Here is a 16565-nt window from a genome sequence, read left to right as displayed (position 1 = left end):
CTCTAATTGTAGTTGTTTTACAGCGTTAGTCGAATCTTTTTGAAACACTTAGTTCAACTTTAAAAATTTTCTTTTTTTAGGATCGTGAAATAATTTGAATTTGGGATAATAAATTGAACAGCTTACATGGATTTGTTCTCTTGTTTTCCTGATTGAAAGTAAGCGCTATTTTGCTCAATACAACGGTTAGATGGCCAATAACTACGTGCTGCTCTTGAGTTTAAGATTGATACCTTTTAGTTGATATTAAAAATTTCACAAAAACTTTGTCTAGATCACATAAACTGAATGTTATTTCAATTTTAGTTGTAAATGAAACAAATATTTCATATACATTGAGTAACTAGGTAACTCTGTCAGCTAAAGAGAGGCAACATGGAACAGATTCATAATTTCATTGGTGGTGAAATAGTATCCAGCAAAAGTGGGCGCTTTGCACCGGTATTCAACCCGGCAACGGGTGAGCAAATTGCACAGGTGGCACTGAGTAGCGCGGATGAAACAAAAAAAGCCATCGAGATTGCGCATAAAGCATTTCCTAAGTGGTCAAAACTTTCCCCGTTAAAACGTTCTCGGATTTTATTTAAATTTAAAGCGTTGCTTGAAGAGAATATGGATGAACTGGCACGTTTAATTTCAAGAGAACACGGTAAAGTTTTTTCTGATGCGGTCGGAGAATTAACCCGAGGATTGGAAGTCGTTGAATTTGCATGCGGTATTCCTCATTTACAAAAAGGTGAACACTCTGCGAATGTTGCGACAGGGGTTGATAGCCACTCATTAATGCAACCTCTGGGGGTATGTGCGGGAATTACACCATTTAATTTCCCCGCTATGGTCCCTATGTGGATGTTCCCAGTGGCTATTGCGACAGGCAATACCTTTGTTTTAAAACCTTCAGAAAAAGACCCTTCTTTAGCGTTAGCACTAGCTAAGCTATTAAAAGAAGCGGGTTTGCCTGATGGGGTATTTAATGTTGTCCAAGGGGACAAAGAATCCGTTGATGTGCTCTTAACTGCACCAGAAGTTCAAGCTGTTAGTTTTGTTGGCTCAACGCCGATTGCTGAATATATTTACACGACGGCATCCGCTCATGGTAAACGTTGCCAAGCACTCGGTGGAGCGAAAAACCATTGTATCTTAATGCCTGATGCGGATATGGGGCAGGCAGCGAATGCTATCATGGGGGCGGCATTTGGTGCGGCAGGTGAACGTTGTATGGCATTATCCGTCGTCTTAGCTGTCGGTGATGAAACGGCAGATGCGCTCATTGCTAACCTGAAAGGTCAAATTGCTAAAATGTCCGTTGGCCCGGGTATTACGGAAGGCAAAGAAAATGATATGGGGCCGGTTATTTCATCGCAGCATAAAGCTAAAATTTGTGACTATATTACTAGCGGTGAAAAGCAAGGCGCGACATTATTGGTCGATGGTCGCGATTTTAAAGTGACAGGCTTCGAAAATGGGTATTTTGTAGGGCCAACATTATTTGATAATGTCACTCCTGAAATGGACATTTATAAAGAAGAAATTTTTGGGCCTGTATTAGCGGTGGTACGTGTCCCTGACTTCGGAACCGGTTTGAAACTGATTAACCAACACGAATATGGTAATGGAACGGCTATTTTCACTCGTGATGGCGAAACGGCTCGTGAATTCCAAGAAAATGTCCAAGCAGGAATGGTCGGGATCAACATACCCATCCCAGTCCCAATGGCATTCCACAGCTTTGGTGGGTGGAAACGGTCTATTTTTGGCCCATTAAATGTACATGGAAATGACGGTGTTCGCTTCTATACTCGCATGAAAACAGTCACGAGCCGTTGGCCTGCCAGTGTTCGCTTAGAGCACCATGAAAGTAGTTTCACAATGCCAACCATGGAATAAACGGAGACCCGTATGAATAAGCAGAAAATGACAACAGCTCAAGCGTTGGTTAAATTTCTAAACCAACAATATATTGATGTTGATGGTGAGCAGTATCCGTTTATTCAGGGAGTATTTACGATTTTTGGCCATGGTAATGTTGTGGGTTTAGGTCAGGCGCTTGAAGAAGCGCCTGGTCATCTACGCGTTTATCAAGGGTGTAATGAGCAAGGCATGGCGCATATTGCGACAGGCTTTGCAAAGCAAAAAAAACGTAAACAAATTTTTGCGGTTACATCCTCTGTTGGCCCAGGTGCCGCGAATATGATCACCGCTGCGGCCACGGCGACAGCCAATCGTATCCCATTATTATTGCTACCAGGAGACACTTTTGCGACTCGCCAGCCCGATCCTGTATTGCAGCAAGTTGAACAGTATGGGGATGGAACAATAAGCACAAATGATTGTTTTCGTCCAGTTTCACGTTATTGGGATCGGATCTCGCGGCCGGAGCAACTGATGGCCGCGATGGTCAATGCTATGCGAGTACTCACTGACCCAGCAGATACAGGGGCTGTAACAGTCTGTTTACCGCAAGATGTGCAAGGTGAAGCATGGGATTACCCTGACTACTTTTTTGAAAAACGAGTCCATCGTATTGAGCGTCGACCGCCAACCACGATAAGCATCGAAGAAGCGGTGAGTCTGATCCGCAGTAAGAAAAAACCCCTTCTGGTCTGTGGTGGTGGTGTGCGTTATTCCGAAGCGCATGATGCCTTTTTGCAATTTGCGGAAGATTACGGCATTCCATTTGGCGAAACTCAAGCAGGCAAAAGTGCCATCATTGCCAGCCACCCATTAAATATGGGGGGAATTGGGACGACAGGTGGGCTAGCTGCAAACTTGTTGGCTAAAGAAGCGGACCTAGTCATTGGTGTTGGCACCCGTTTTACTGACTTTACGACCGCATCTAAGTCGTTGTTTAGCCATCCAAATGTTAAATTCTTAAATATCAATGTTGCAGAGTTTGATGCTAGTAAGTTGGATGCATTGAAAGTGGTTGCTGATGCGAAGGAAGCTTTGCAAGCGATTGATATAAAAATGAAAGACTCCCATTACCAAACTCAGTGGGGGATGGAAATCCAACAGGCTAAGCAACAATGGAAAAATGAACTGGATCGTTTGTTTAGTATTCAGTACCGACCATTGGATTTTGTACCTGAAATTGCAGGTCAGCTTGATGATAAACTTGACGAATACAGTCAAACATTAGGTACGGAACTGGCTCAAACTCGGGTATTGGGTTTAATGCAGCAATACATGGAAGATGATGCAATTATTGTAGGAGCCGCAGGTTCACTACCGGGGGATCTACAGCGTATTTGGTTACCAAAACAACGAGATACATACCATCTTGAATATGGTTATTCATGCATGGGGTACGAAATTGCCGCCGCAGTTGGGGCTAAAATCGCTGCGCCGAAACAACCTGTTTATGCGATGGTCGGAGACGGCTCTTACTTGATGCTACACAGTGAATTACAAACTGCGATTCAGGAAAATATTAAGATCACCATCTTATTGTTTGATAATGCAGGATTTGGTTGTATTAATAACCTGCAAATGAGTCAAGGTATGGGGAGTTTCGGCACAGAAAACCGCTATAGAAACCCACAGACAGGCTTAATGGATGGGCCGTTAGTGAAGGTGGATTTTGCTAAAAATGCGGAAAGCTACGGTTGTAAAAGTTATCGGGTACATGATGAGAAACAATTGATTGCAGCACTGGAAGATGCTAAGTCCCATTCAGGCTGTGTATTGATTGATATTAAAGTACTTCCTAAAACAATGACCGATGGTTATGAGGCATGGTGGCGGACAGGAACAGCACAAGTTTCTAAAAAGCCACAGATAGTTGCTTCCGCTGAGAAAATTAAAGAGATGGTTGAGCATAAAGTTCGTCTTTATTAATCAAGGTATTGCGGTAGTGCTCTATATTATCGAAATAACTCGACGGTGTTTTGCCGTCGAGGGATATTTTTCGTGTCAGATGTTACTCGTAGGGTTGTTACTGGAAATTTAGTAGGGATTGTTTTGGTATTCATTTACAGAGTGGTTACCACTTGTCGTTCTACATAGCCATGTTTTAAGTTGTATGGGAGACGGCTAGCCCGCATCTGCTGCTGGCATACAGATCGAATTATTTGGATTATTAACCCAGCTTTAGCTGGGTTTTTTTATGGTTTTTATGGTTTAAAAACAATGTTATTGAAATAATTGTTTTATTTATTAAAGCATGAAGAAATAAAAAAGAGTCACTGGAAAACTAATGTGCCATGGAGCACAGACTTTATTGTTAAATAGTGGCCGCTTGCATTGTCAATTTGTGATCTAAATAACACTAAAAATACACTTTAATATAACATTTGTTAGCTAGAGCCCAAAAATATAATTTCCAAAAGATTATAAATTGAAATGAACGTTTTATTTGGTATATTCCGTAATATCCAAATAGTGGATTTAAGGTATCAAGGAGCATTTGAATGTTCAATATAGCACTATTCGGCGCAGGACGTATCGGACAGGTTCATGCTGTTAATATTGCCGGCCATAAAGAAACTCAACTTTATTCTGTCATCGATCCTTATCAACCCAATGCGGTTGCCTTGGCTGAAAAGTACCAAGCAAAAGTACAGACAACAGAAGAAGCGATGCAAGACCCTAATGTACAGGGTGTTTTAATTGCTTCAGCCACAGATACACACGCTGATTTAATCGAACTCGCAGCAAAACATAAAAAAGTGATTTTTTGCGAAAAACCAGTTCACCTTGATCTTGAACGTGTGAAGCAGTGTTTAAAAAGCGTGAAAGAACATAATGTTCCATTGTTTATTGGTTTTAACCGTCGTTATGATCCTCAATTTCGCCACTTGAAAAACTTATTCCAACAAGGTGCGATTGGTAAAGCAGAATCTTTAATTATCACGTCTCGTGATCCGTCACCACCACCGGCAGATTATGTCAAAGTATCGGGTGGTATGTTCAGAGATATGACGATTCATGATTTTGATATGGCGCGTTTTATGATTGGCGAAGAGCCTTGCTCTGTCTACGCACAAGGCAGCAATGTTGTTGACCCTGCTATCGGGCAAGCAGGTGATATTGATACCGCGTTTATTATCTTAACATTCCCATCTGGTGCGATGGCTACCATCTCGAACAGCCGTCGTTCGGGTTATGGCTATGATCAACGGATTGAATTACATGGTGAAAAAGGCTTATTAACGGCTGGTAATATTAAAGAGAATAGTGTTGCGTTGTTAAGTGAAGTTGGATGCTTATCCGCCAAGCCAGAGTATTTCTTCTTGCAACGTTACCATGAAGCATACAAAGCAGAGTGGCAGCATTTTGTTGATATCTTAGCAGGCCGTGCAGAGTCTGAAACGACAGGTACTGATGGCGAACTGGCTCTGTATCTCGCAGACAAAGCGCTGGAATCATTAAAAACAGGTAAAGAAGTCAAATTGTAATTCATACGGTGAATGCTATTTAGCTTGTTTATAAAATTGCGGTTAAGAATCTATTTTTGGCCGCAATACAAAATATATTCATTTATAAATGAATATATAAAATATAGACCTTACATTTTATTTAATACTCTTTGGGCTTTCAATATTCCGAGATTAATTGGAGCTTTTTACAATCTTACTTTCTTTAATTTAACTGATGTATTTGTCGTTTTACATTTGCGAAAACGATTTTCAATAAATTGATAGATCAGGCCTAAAGCTAGCAAAGTAGCGATTCAAATAGAGTGCCAGAAACCTCTTTCATTATTTAATATTGAGCATTTATTTAAATATTTAAAAATTGTTTCTTGGTAAGACATAATGATTCAAATAATAAGGTAATAATATGTCATTAATCATGAATCTCAATCAACAACAGAGAAAAAGGTTGCACCAAATAACCTTAGTTGCAACCTTTGGTGGATTATTATTTGGTTATGATACAGGCGTCATTAATGGTGCGTTCTCATCACTGAAAGAAAACATGGGCTTAACACCAACCACGGAGGGGCTGGTAATGAGTGTCCTGCTCGTGGGGGCAGCATTAGGCAGTGTTTGTGGTGGTCGTATCGCTGACTTTATTGGGCGCCGTACTTATTTGCTTTATCTCTCATTTCTGTTTTTATTTGGGGCATTTTTATCTGCGGCTGCACCAAATATTGAAGTTCTTCTTATTGCACGGTTTATATTGGGCTTTGCTGTTGGTGGGGCCTCGGTGACGGCACCGACATTTATTTCTGAAGTTGCCCCAACTGAAATGCGGGGAAAACTCACTGGACTAAATGAAGTTGCTATTGTTATCGGACAGCTAGCGGCATTTGCGATTAATGCGATTATTGGTTCTATTTGGGGTCACCTTCCTGATGTCTGGCGTTATATGCTATTGGTACAAGCAGTCCCCGCATTTTGCCTGCTATTTGGTATGTGGAAAGCACCTGAAAGCCCACGTTGGTTAATGAGCAAAAACCGTCGTGAAGAAGCCTTGAAAATACTGAAGCAAATTCGTCCTGAAAAACGTGCAATTCAAGAATATGAAGATATCGTGACGTTATTAGATGTTGAAGCTGCGGAAGCTAAACGTCATCCGAATGCCAATAAACAAAATTTAGCGTTAATTTTTAACACGCCTTGGATTTTTAAATTGGTATTAATTGGGATGGTGTGGGCGGCATTACAGCAAACGACTGGGGTTAACGTTATTATGTATTATGGCACAGAAATTCTCAAAACAGCGGGTTTTTCTGAGCAAACCTCTTTAGTTTTCAACGTATTAAATGGTGTTTTTTCTGTCGGTGGTATGGTGATAGGGGTGTTATTCCTTGTCGACAGATTTAAGCGTAAAACACTGATAGTTGGTGGTTTTGCACTAATGGCATCGTTACATTTATTAATTGCAGCAGCAGACTACTTCTTAACCGGGGATATTAAAGCCACATTAATTTGGTTACTTGGCGCGGTATTTGTAGGGGTTATGCAAGGAACGATGGGCTTTTTAACTTGGGTGGTACTTGCAGAGCTATTTCCACTTAAAATCCGTGGGTTATCCATGGGGATCTCGGTCTTCTTTATGTGGATTATGAATGCGATTGTGAGTTATTTATTCCCTGTGTTACAAGCTGAACTTGGTTTAGGCCCAGTATTCTTAATATTTGCGGTAATAAACTACTTAGCTATCATTTTTGTTGTGAAGTTATTGCCAGAAACATCAAACAAATCATTAGAACAATTAGAAGAAGAACTCTCATCAATGTAATTATTAATTATTGATGGTGTGAATATACCTAATTAACTTAATCGAGGGTTGGATATGATAGAACAACTGACCACAAGTAATTTGCATTTAGGTTGCCAAGCAAGAAATAAAGCTGAAGTATTAAAAATGGTGGGTACGGAATGTAAAAATAAAGGCTATGTTGATAGAGATTGTGTCCATTTCCTAACGGAAAGAGAACAACAAATATCAACGTTCTTGGGGAATGGCATCACATTGCCACATCTCCCTAAGTCAGCTAATGATATTATCTTGCATACTGGTGTTGAAATTTTTCAATTCCCTGATGGTGTTATATGGGATAGAACCAATGTGATGTTTATCGCAATCGGTGTGATTGCAAAATCAAGGGAACATATTGATGTCCTTAGGGAAATAGCGTTGATTTTCAGTGACGAATTTATTGCAAATGCATTGTCTCTGACCTCTAGTAAAGAAGAGTTTTTAAGTATTCTTCATCGTTAGTTTTGATTTTTAAGGGAGTATGGGATTTTTGTCAGATCCCATACTCAATAAATTTCATTTTTAGTTATTCTATTTCATTTTATTCCGCTTTATTACGCCTCTATTGTTTTCTACTCCTCTGAATTGAATGTTTATTTTCTTATAAATTAACTAATTACATCAAAAGTTAACGTTAGATCACATAATGAAATTAATATTTCCAATAATATTGAAAGTGAAACGAATGTTCCGTATAACATGATTATTGAAATAAAATCTGGAACGAATATTGGGCCAGCCATTGCACTATAGGAAATGAGCGAGAGGTAGAACAGATGAAAGAGATCCGTATCGGGATGATAGGTACTGGCTATATAGGGCGAGCTCATGCCATTGCTTATGCACAAGCACCAACCGTTTTTCCATTGCAGGGGAAATTGGTTCGCGAAATGATTGCAGAAATTACCCCTGAGCTAGCACAAACCCGAGCGCAGGAAATGGGTTTTAACCGTGCTACAGATGATTGGCGCAAATTAGTTGCAGATCCAAATATTGATGTAGTGGATATTTGTTCGCCTAATTTCCTGCACAAAGAAATGGCAATGGAAGCTATCAAGCATGGAAAACATGTTTATTGTGAGAAACCATTAGCACTTAATTCTGAAGATGCAAAGGAGATGGTTGAAGCGGCTAAAAAGGCCGGTGTCTTAACCTTAGTAGGGTTTAATTACATGAAAAACCCCACTTCGCAACTTGCGAAAGAAATCATTGCTAATGGTGAAATCGGCGAAGTTATCCATTTTTATGGTACCCATAATGAAGATTATATGGCTGACCCTAATGCGCCAATTCACTGGCACTGTTTTAAAGCAAAAGCGGGGCTCGGTGCGCTGGGGGATTTGTCTGCACATATTATTAATATGGCGCAATTCCTCGTAGGAGACATTGAAACCGTCTGTGGTGATATGGATATCGTGATTAAACAGCGCCCAGAAAAAGCAGGGTCATCGGTGATGGTTCCTGTGGAAAACGAAGATCAGGCCCATGCGATGGTACGCTTTGCCGGTGGTGCGATGGGGGTTATCGAAACATCCCGTATTGCTGCAGGCCGTAAAATGGGGCTGACCTATGTGGTGACTGGTACCAAAGGAACGCTGTCTTTCACCCAAGAGAGAATGGCAGAGCTAAAGCTCTATCGCCATGATGAACCAAGCAACCGCCAAGGTTTCAAAACAATATTCGTGGGGCCAGAGCACCCAGACTATGCACCATTCTGTAATGCTGCGGGTCATGGTATTGGTTTTAATGACCAAAAAACGGTCGAAATACGCGATTTAATTGATGGTGTTGCAACAGGCAAACCCATGTGGCCTGACTTTGAAGAAGGCTGGAAAGTCTCGCGTATTTTAGATGCCATTGAACGCTCATATGAAGAGCAGCGCTGGGTTAAAGTAAAAGAAATCAATTAATTCTGTTGTAGTTAAGGGGTAATTAATGGATAAGCAGAAGAAGTTAGATGTTATCTGTATGGGCCGTATTGCCGTTGACTTGTACGGACAACAGATAGGTTCTCGTTTAGAAGATATGAGCTCGTTTGCTAAATATTTAGGGGGCTCTTCAGGAAACGTTGCATTCGGCACTGCAATACAAGGGTTGAAATCATCGATGCTTGCCCGTGTGGGGGATGAACACATGGGGCGCTTTTTACGTGAGGAATTGCAGCGTGTAGGCTGTGATACCAGCCATCTTATTACGGACAAAGACAGATTAACTGCATTAGTTATCTTAGGGATTAAAGATCAGGATACTTTCCCATTAATTTTCTATCGTGATAACTGCGCGGATATGGCAATTACGCCTGACGACTTTACTGAAGAATATATTGCATCTGCGCGCTGTTTGGCAATTACAGGAACGCATTTATCGAACCCGAAAACGCGTGCGGCAGTATTGAAAGCACTGGAATATGCTAAACGTAATAACGTCAAAACAGCGATTGATATCGATTATCGCCCTGTCTTATGGGGGCTGACCTCACTGGGTGATGGTGAAACGCGCTTTATTGCTTCCGATAGCGTCACGCAACAACTGCAAGACGTGTTATCGATGTTCGATTTGATTGTCGGGACAGAAGAAGAGTTTCATATTGCTGGCGGGACAACGGATACGGTACAAGCACTCAAGAACATTCGCCAATTAACGGATGCGGAACTGGTGTGTAAACGCGGTTCTCTTGGCTGCTCCGTATTCAGCGGGGCGATCCCAGAAACGTTGGACGAAGGGATCACGGTTCATGGGGTGCGAGTTGAAGTTCTTAACGTATTAGGCGCAGGCGATGCATTTATGTCTGGTCTACTGCGTGGTTATTTAAACGGTGATGGTTGGGAAAAAGCCTGCGCCTACGCGAATGCTTGTGGGGCTTTAGTGGTTTCGCGCCATGGCTGTGCGCCTGCAATGCCAACAAAAATCGAGTTAGATAATTACCTTGAGCGTGCTGCGGCAGTACCGCGCCCAGATCTCGACCCAATGCTAAATCATCTACACCGTGTGACTTCACGGAGTACACAATGGAATGAACTTTGTGTTATGGCATTCGACCATCGTATTCAATTCGTTGATATGGCTCGTAATGCAGGTGTTGATATTTCCTGTATCCCTTATCTGAAAAAATTGATTTTCCGTGCCAGCAGTGAAGTGGCTGAAGAAGCGAATTTACAAGGTAAAGCTGGGCTACTTTGCGACAGTACCTTTGGTCAAGACGTATTGAATGATGTGACTGGACGTGGCTGGTGGATTGGCCGTCCAATTGAGCTGCCTGCATCAAGACCATTGTGTTTAGAGCACGGAAACATTGGTTCTCAACTGATTAGCTGGCCAAAAGAACATATTGTGAAATGTTTGGTCTTCTTCCATCCAGAAGACAACCACCCACTGCGCTTAGAGCAAGAAAAAACAGTTCAGGAAGTGTATAGCGCTTGTTGCCAATCAGGGCATGAATTACTACTCGAAGTGATATTGCCTGCGGATATGGAACGTAATGATGAGCTGTATTTACGCGCAATCAAACGCTTCTATAACTTAGGCATCAAACCAGATTGGTGGAAATTACCGCCACTGCAAGCGGAAAACTGGGATGCGGTTGATCAATTAATTCAAGAACGTGACCCATATTGCCGTGGTGTTGTGTTATTAGGGCTTGATGCACCGCAAGCAGAACTGCAAGCAGGTTTCAATGCAGCCGCTGGGAAATCAATCGTCAAAGGATTTGCCGTTGGTCGTACTTTATTTGGTAAGCCTTCGTTGGAGTGGATGAAAGGTGAAATCAATGACGATGAGCTGGTGCAGAAAATTAAAACCAATTACTTAAACCTGATAGCCCTATGGCGTCAGCGTAAATAATATTACTTTTACCTACACAGGAGCTTCATCATGGCAATCCAACTTGGTATTAATCCGTTGACATGGACGAATGATGATTTACCCACTTTAGGGGCAGAAACATCTCTAGAAACATGTTTAACTGAAGGCCGTCAAGCAGGTTTTGCTGGTTTTGAATTAGGTAATAAATTTCCACGTAAAGCGGAGATTCTAGGGCCGATTTTAAAACAGCATGACTTACAACTGGTTTCAGGCTGGTATTCGGGAGAACTATTATCTCGCAGTGTGGAAGAAGAAATTGAAGCGGTACAAGAACACTTAGCGTTACTGCGTGATTTAGGCGCTAAAGTGATGGTTTTCGCGGAAGTGACGCATTGCATTCATGGAGACCAAAACAAACCGGTTCATATGCGTCCATTGTTCCCTGCGGATCAATGGGAAGAATACGGTAAGAAGCTGACTGAATTTGCGAAATATACCTTATCTCAAGGGGTTAAAATCGCCTATCACCACCATATGGGAACCGTGATCGAGTCCGCTGAAGATGTTGATAACTTAATGAAGCACACGGGTGATGAAGTCGGTTTATTGCTAGATACTGGTCACTTGACCTTTGCTGGTGCAGATCCTGTTGAAGTGGCGAAACGCTGGGCAAAACGCATTAATCACGTGCACTGCAAAGATGTTCGTGCGGATGTCCTAAAAGATGTTAAAAACCGTAAAACCAGCTTCTTAGATGCCGTATTAGCGGGGGTATTCACTGTACCTGGTGATGGCTGTGTTAACTACCCTGAAGTGTTTAAAGTATTGAAAAATAGCCAATATGAAAATGGTTGGTTAGTGGTTGAAGCAGAGCAAGACCCTGCAATTGCGCATCCGCTGACGTATGCAACGCTAGGCTACAATAATTTGCATAAGTTAGCGAAAGAAGCGGGCTTGATCTAAATCGTCGTCATGTTTCAGTTTGTGGCCTTGTTGGCTTCGTTCACCGACCTTAGCCGCCTAGCCACAAACTGAATTATTTACTTGATGAAACGGTTATTGACTGAAAAGAATTACCTATCTAGAACCTAAAAAGTGTCAGAGGAAAGTTATGTCAAAATTATTGTCGAAATATCATGCTCCAGATGCACATAAGCGTACTCAGCATATCACTCCACAAATCGCTAACTGGGGTTATGTTCACTTTGATGTGTATGAACTAAAGCAAGGTGAGTCTATTTCCTTACCCGCTTCTGAAAATGAAATGTGCTTAGTTTTAGTGGCAGGTAAAGCGACGATTAAAACACCTGCTCAAACGTTTGAAAATATTGGCGACCGTATGGATCCTTTCGAACGTAAAAAACCTTACGCAGTGTATGTGACAGCCCAAGAATTTGCTGAGGTCACCGCCGATACTGACCTTGAACTGGCGGTTTGCAGCGCCAAAGGAAAGGGCACTTATCCAACACGTTTAATCGGGCCGGATGATATTGGTGCAGAGCAGCGTGGCCACGGTTACAACAAGCGCTATGTACATAATATTCTGCCGGATGATAAAGCGGCAGACAGCTTGTTGGTTGTGGAAGTCTTTACCGATGAGGGCTGCACCAGTTCTTATCCAAGCCACAAACATGACACCGATAATGAACCCAATGAAACTTATCTAGAAGAGACTTATTATCACCGGTTAAATCCATCTCAAGGTTTTTGTATGCAGCGTGTTTACACTGACGACCGCGAGTTAGATGAGTGTATGGCGGTGTACAACAAAGATGTTGTTATGGTGCCAAAAGGGTACCACCCAATGGCGACAGTGGCTGGCTATGATAACTATTACCTTAATGTGATGGCCGGACCAACACGTAAATGGTTATTTACGTGGGAAAAAGACCATAACTGGGTAAATAGTGAGACCTATGCCGCTAAGCATCGTGAAAAGTAAGTCAGTTGCGAAGAAAGCCAGCGATAAGTGAATAAAATAAGTTAAACACCAAATCTGTTATCTATTTTGCCGGTAAATATTTACCGGCTTTTTTCGGTCAAAATTTAGTATGCTGCGGTAAATTGTTGGCGAATAAACTGAGAATTATTCACTTCATCAAGAATAGCCACTGCAAAGTCTTCAACTGAGATTTTAGCGGGAGTATGACCATTCATTAATAACTGGTTTCCACCAAGACGGAAGGTTTCTGTTCTTTCCCCTTCTTCAAGCATTGCCGCAGGGGAGGCGTAGGTCCAATCCAGTGAATCGATGGATTGTAACTGGTTTTTAAACTCCCGCATTGCTTGGGCTCCAGGTTTAATTTCAGCGGGGAATTCAGGGGAGTCAATGAGATCAACGTTAGGGGCGATTTTAAGGCTACCTGCACCACCTATGACGATAAACCGTTTTACCATCGACTTTTGTACCGCGTGCAAAATGGCTTGGTTACCAGCCACGGTATCTTGATACAAATTCGGATTTTGCCAGCCGCCATTAAACGCGCTGATGACGACATCCTGTCCTTTAAGCCGAGAAGTTAACCATGGAATATCGGTAATATCACCCACAGCAGTGATTAAGTGAGCATGTTGAGATAATTGATTGCTATGGCGGGAAATCGCCGTCACTTGGTGGTGCCGAAGTAACGCTTCAGCGACTAATGCTTTGCCGACAAAACCTGTTGCGCCAATAATTGATATTTTCATCTTCAGTTCCCCTTTGCTCGAATATTGCACTCAAGAATAATGATACTGATAGGGCTAGGTTTTAGGACGTATGCTTTCTCCAATTTATTCTTTTTTGAGTATAGAACAGACGTTCTGATTGGGGAATATACTTGAATTTATTTCGTTTCTCTAAATAACTTTAAAATAATACTCGTCATAATGGCGATAGATCCCCCTAAGGCAGTTTCAAGGACGCGGTCAAACAAGAGTTCATAAGTAGGATGGCGCCAATATATAACAAGCTCAAGAATAGACAAAATTAAGCTTGTCACAACAAATGTCATAAACGTATATCCGTGATGAAAACTCATCGGCATTAGAAAGGCAAACACCACGACCGCAATTAAACCGATGTATGGCATAAATGGTAGATTAAACAAAAAATACAGTAATAAGACAGAAATAAGGCTGCCTAAGACCCTCTGCAAAGTAATTTTAACGATACTTTGTGATTTTGGATTCAATACAAAAACGAAGGTCAGTAATGTCCAATAAAAGTGGCCTAAATCTATGCTGCGTGGTATGGCAAGTGTGAGTAATAGCCCAAAAGTATAAATCATTGAACGTGGAATAATATTTTTTCTTAGCGTAAACAAATTTTGTTCAACCAAAGCACTCGTAATTACACTGTGACGAGTCATTTTATGGCTAAGGATATAATACGTAATTAATGTGACTCCACTACCAATAATAAAACCCAGCGCTAAGCTCTTGGATATATCCGGTAAAATGGTCCCAATTGTCGACATAATAATCATAAATTTCATGGTTAAATCCATCGCGGGATCCGTGCCATACAATTGGTAATAAATGAACGAAAAAATGGCGAGGTAAATATAATATGCAGTACCGAGACGTAAGGTATCACCAATAAAAATAGCCACTAAAATCATTAACAAACAACCAGCCGTGTAGGCATAGTTTTTATATTCTTTTGCCGCATTAAATAAATTGAATGAGTACAGTGTAGAGAACGTTGCCCACATTGCGGCTTGTGCATCTAAAATCACAAAAGCGGTTGCGGCACTAAAAAACATACAACTGGTAAAAATAATGCCATCGTGGATAGCGGGAAACGTTCTCATAATGCGATGCTCATAAAAAGATATCTAACTTGTTAATTAATAAGGTAATTAAATAATATGTGGCATGGTATTTCAAGGTGATAACTCAGTATTTATGACAAGCAACCACTAAATGACATTAGTAAAATTGTTGGGTGCGATATTCTGTTTTTATGTGACAAAAAAGGCATAATAGGGAAGAGCAGTCGTAGCAATCATAAAGGTAATAAAATGCAAATAATTAATCCGCATGATTTTGTTTGGGTTGGTAATAATGAAGACGTTGCGCTAGATACACTTCCAGAATGGGTCGCCTCACAGTGGAACAATAAACTCCCTCTGACCGTTTATCGAGATAAAGCAGAAAATAATAAACTCACAGTTGCTATCCGAGGCATAAAACCGCATCAACGAGTGACAACTCAGATTGAAAAATCGGCGATCACGCACATTATGAATATTGAGTCATTGGTTGCTAATTCTGTTGAATTACAACGTTCTATGTTTATTGCATTACCACCAGTTCAAGTTCTATGGATAATTTCACAAACTAAATGGCCTTGGCATTGGGGGGTTGCAGGCAGTTGTGCCTACACATTAGCGACAGATATTCAAAGTATGCTGTCAGACTGCGACCTTGATGTGGTCATTCGCTGTCCACACCCTCAAGAAAAAGAAGATTTTGCTGAGTTTGCTATTAAGGCTAATACGCCATATTGTCCAATCGATATTCATATCGAAACCCCTAAAGGGGGGTTCTCATTAGCGGAGTGGTTTAAAAATGAACAGGTTACATTACATACGCCACTTGGCGAGGTGATGACGTCAGACCCTTGGGATGAAAAGTTATAGGCGGCGATTTGTCTGTTAAATAACCAAGTATGGCTTGAATGGCCAGCAAACTGGTTAAATATTAATTTTGATGTTCGAGCAGGTGATTTTTTTCTCATCAAATAATAAGGAGGCACATAATGCCTCCTTATTCGTCCATTTCAATGCTCAATATTTGGTTCTTGTAAGCCGGCTTCATGCCACTCTTTCATTGCGGGCAAAACTAAAATTCGGTCAACCCATTGTTTAGCTGCTGGGCTTACCGGTAAGTGATAACTACGAATTCGGAAGGCAACGGGTGCAAAAAAGGCATCAACAGCCGTAAATTCGCGGCCTGCAAGCCAAGGACCACCAAATTGGTTCAACCCATCTTGCCATAATGTCTGCAATCGGTTTAAGTCAGTTTGTAATTCAATTGAAATATTATCAAGAGGTGAATGATGAGCGCCATTCATTGGACATTGCTGGCGCAAGGTACCAAAACCGGAATGCATTTCTGCACTTGCACTACGCGCCCACGCTCTGGCTTTTCGCTCTTTTGGCCAGACTTGTGGATAATCTTCTGCAACATATTCGCAAATGGCTAAAGAATCCCATACTGTTTGTTTTTCATCGATTAAACAAGGAACTAAACCGGTAGGAGAAAAACGACTGAATTTTTCATGGCTATTTTTGCCATTTTCAAATAAACACACATTTTCTTCAAACGGGATTTGTAATACCTTTAATAAAACCCACGGGCGCAGTGACCATGAAGAATAATTTTTATTCGCTATCCAAAGTTTATACATAGTATTTAACCTGTTAGTCGATTCACAATGTTAAATGAAAGGATACCAATTTATGGTGGAAAAGGCCGAGCTACAAACGTTATTTTGTCGATAATAACGTATATCTATTAAGTATAAGTTAGATTTAATTGGAATTAATAAATAATTAGCTAAGTATTTA

Annotated in this window: 13 protein-coding genes; 10 read left to right on the top strand and 3 right to left on the bottom strand. The window is 41.1% G+C overall.

Going from position 1 to position 16565, the window contains the following annotated elements:
- Nucleotides 1–375: 375 nt before the first annotated feature.
- The 9 genes from M1E86_RS13970 to iolB all read left to right on the top strand — a co-directional run bounded on the left by M1E86_RS13970 (nt 376) and on the right by iolB (nt 12952).
- Nucleotides 376–1887: a CoA-acylating methylmalonate-semialdehyde dehydrogenase gene (locus M1E86_RS13970; RefSeq protein WP_125891461.1), complete on the top strand. Its 1512-nt coding sequence runs from the start codon at nt 376–378 to the stop codon at nt 1885–1887.
- Nucleotides 1888–1899: 12 nt separating this feature from the next.
- Nucleotides 1900–3837, top strand: coding sequence for a 3D-(3,5/4)-trihydroxycyclohexane-1,2-dione acylhydrolase (decyclizing) (iolD, locus tag M1E86_RS13965; RefSeq protein WP_213914171.1), 1938 nt, complete (start codon nt 1900–1902; stop codon nt 3835–3837).
- 572 nt (nt 3838–4409) lie between these two features.
- Nucleotides 4410–5396, top strand: coding sequence for an inositol 2-dehydrogenase (iolG, locus tag M1E86_RS13960; RefSeq protein ID WP_125891459.1), 987 nt, complete (start codon nt 4410–4412; stop codon nt 5394–5396).
- Nucleotides 5397–5781: 385 nt separating this feature from the next.
- Nucleotides 5782–7188, top strand: coding sequence for a sugar porter family MFS transporter (locus tag M1E86_RS13955; protein ID WP_125891458.1), 1407 nt, complete (start codon nt 5782–5784; stop codon nt 7186–7188).
- Nucleotides 7189–7242: 54 nt separating this feature from the next.
- A complete protein-coding gene (locus M1E86_RS13950; RefSeq protein WP_213914172.1) occupies nt 7243–7671 on the top strand; it encodes a PTS sugar transporter subunit IIA in 429 nt (142 codons plus the stop codon).
- Nucleotides 7672–7985: 314 nt separating this feature from the next.
- Nucleotides 7986–9119 carry a Gfo/Idh/MocA family protein gene (locus M1E86_RS13945; RefSeq protein ID WP_213914173.1) on the top strand — a complete coding sequence of 378 codons (1134 nt, stop codon included), beginning with the start codon at nt 7986–7988 and terminating at the stop codon, nt 9117–9119.
- Nucleotides 9120–9144: 25 nt separating this feature from the next.
- Complete coding sequence (locus M1E86_RS13940) at nt 9145–11049, top strand: bifunctional 5-dehydro-2-deoxygluconokinase/5-dehydro-2-deoxyphosphogluconate aldolase (protein WP_125891455.1); 1905 nt, start codon at nt 9145–9147, stop codon at nt 11047–11049.
- Between the two features lie 30 nt (nt 11050–11079).
- The gene (gene iolE, locus M1E86_RS13935) at nt 11080–11973 is read left to right on the top strand and encodes a myo-inosose-2 dehydratase (RefSeq protein ID WP_213914174.1); all 894 of its coding nucleotides are present in this window, start codon (nt 11080–11082) and stop codon (nt 11971–11973) included.
- 148 nt (nt 11974–12121) lie between these two features.
- Entirely contained in the window at nt 12122–12952 is an 831-nt protein-coding gene (gene iolB / locus M1E86_RS13930; RefSeq protein ID WP_125891453.1) for a 5-deoxy-glucuronate isomerase, read from the top strand.
- A 104-nt stretch (nt 12953–13056) separates the two neighbouring features.
- Here iolB and M1E86_RS13925 read toward each other — a convergent pair whose 3' ends face one another.
- Nucleotides 13057–13698: an NAD(P)-dependent oxidoreductase gene (locus M1E86_RS13925; protein ID WP_125891452.1), complete on the bottom strand. Its 642-nt coding sequence runs from the start codon at nt 13696–13698 to the stop codon at nt 13057–13059.
- Nucleotides 13699–13835: 137 nt separating this feature from the next.
- Nucleotides 13836–14804 (bottom strand): FUSC family protein, encoded by a 969-nt coding sequence (locus tag M1E86_RS13920; protein WP_125891451.1) that lies wholly within the window; start codon nt 14802–14804, stop codon nt 13836–13838.
- A gap of 210 nt (nt 14805–15014) precedes the next feature.
- Here M1E86_RS13920 and M1E86_RS13915 point away from each other — a divergent pair, with 210 nt between their 5' ends.
- A complete protein-coding gene (locus tag M1E86_RS13915; protein ID WP_213914175.1) occupies nt 15015–15635 on the top strand; it encodes a malonate decarboxylase holo-ACP synthase in 621 nt (206 codons plus the stop codon).
- 140 nt (nt 15636–15775) lie between these two features.
- On the opposite strand, the gene M1E86_RS13910 is transcribed toward M1E86_RS13915, so the two are convergent.
- Nucleotides 15776–16405 (bottom strand): glutathione S-transferase family protein, encoded by a 630-nt coding sequence (locus M1E86_RS13910; RefSeq protein ID WP_213914176.1) that lies wholly within the window; start codon nt 16403–16405, stop codon nt 15776–15778.
- Nucleotides 16406–16565 lie beyond the last annotated feature (160 nt).

It is taken from the genome of Providencia sp. PROV200, from assembly GCF_049901995.1.
GTDB classification, from domain to species: domain Bacteria; phylum Pseudomonadota; class Gammaproteobacteria; order Enterobacterales; family Enterobacteriaceae; genus Providencia; species Providencia rettgeri_E.
This window is presented reverse-complemented; position numbering and strand designations above follow the sequence as displayed.

What these genes read in the sequence shown, in the direction of transcription:
- M1E86_RS13955 (WP_125891458.1), top strand. Translation starts at nt 5,782, where the DNA reads ATGTCATTAATCATGAATCTCAATCAACAACAGAGAAAAAGGTTGCAC.
- M1E86_RS13970 (WP_125891461.1), top strand. Translation starts at nt 376, where the DNA reads ATGGAACAGATTCATAATTTCATTGGTGGTGAAATAGTATCCAGCAAA.
- M1E86_RS13945 (WP_213914173.1), top strand. Translation starts at nt 7,986, where the DNA reads ATGAAAGAGATCCGTATCGGGATGATAGGTACTGGCTATATAGGGCGA.
- M1E86_RS13910 (WP_213914176.1), bottom strand. Translation starts at nt 16,405, where the DNA reads ATGTATAAACTTTGGATAGCGAATAAAAATTATTCTTCATGGTCACTG.
- M1E86_RS13925 (WP_125891452.1), bottom strand. Translation starts at nt 13,698, where the DNA reads ATGAAAATATCAATTATTGGCGCAACAGGTTTTGTCGGCAAAGCATTA.
- M1E86_RS13920 (WP_125891451.1), bottom strand. Translation starts at nt 14,804, where the DNA reads ATGAGAACGTTTCCCGCTATCCACGATGGCATTATTTTTACCAGTTGT.
- iolG (WP_125891459.1), top strand. Translation starts at nt 4,410, where the DNA reads ATGTTCAATATAGCACTATTCGGCGCAGGACGTATCGGACAGGTTCAT.
- iolB (WP_125891453.1), top strand. Translation starts at nt 12,122, where the DNA reads ATGTCAAAATTATTGTCGAAATATCATGCTCCAGATGCACATAAGCGT.
- iolE (WP_213914174.1), top strand. Translation starts at nt 11,080, where the DNA reads ATGGCAATCCAACTTGGTATTAATCCGTTGACATGGACGAATGATGAT.
- M1E86_RS13915 (WP_213914175.1), top strand. Translation starts at nt 15,015, where the DNA reads ATGCAAATAATTAATCCGCATGATTTTGTTTGGGTTGGTAATAATGAA.
- M1E86_RS13950 (WP_213914172.1), top strand. Translation starts at nt 7,243, where the DNA reads ATGATAGAACAACTGACCACAAGTAATTTGCATTTAGGTTGCCAAGCA.
- iolD (WP_213914171.1), top strand. Translation starts at nt 1,900, where the DNA reads ATGAATAAGCAGAAAATGACAACAGCTCAAGCGTTGGTTAAATTTCTA.
- M1E86_RS13940 (WP_125891455.1), top strand. Translation starts at nt 9,145, where the DNA reads ATGGATAAGCAGAAGAAGTTAGATGTTATCTGTATGGGCCGTATTGCC.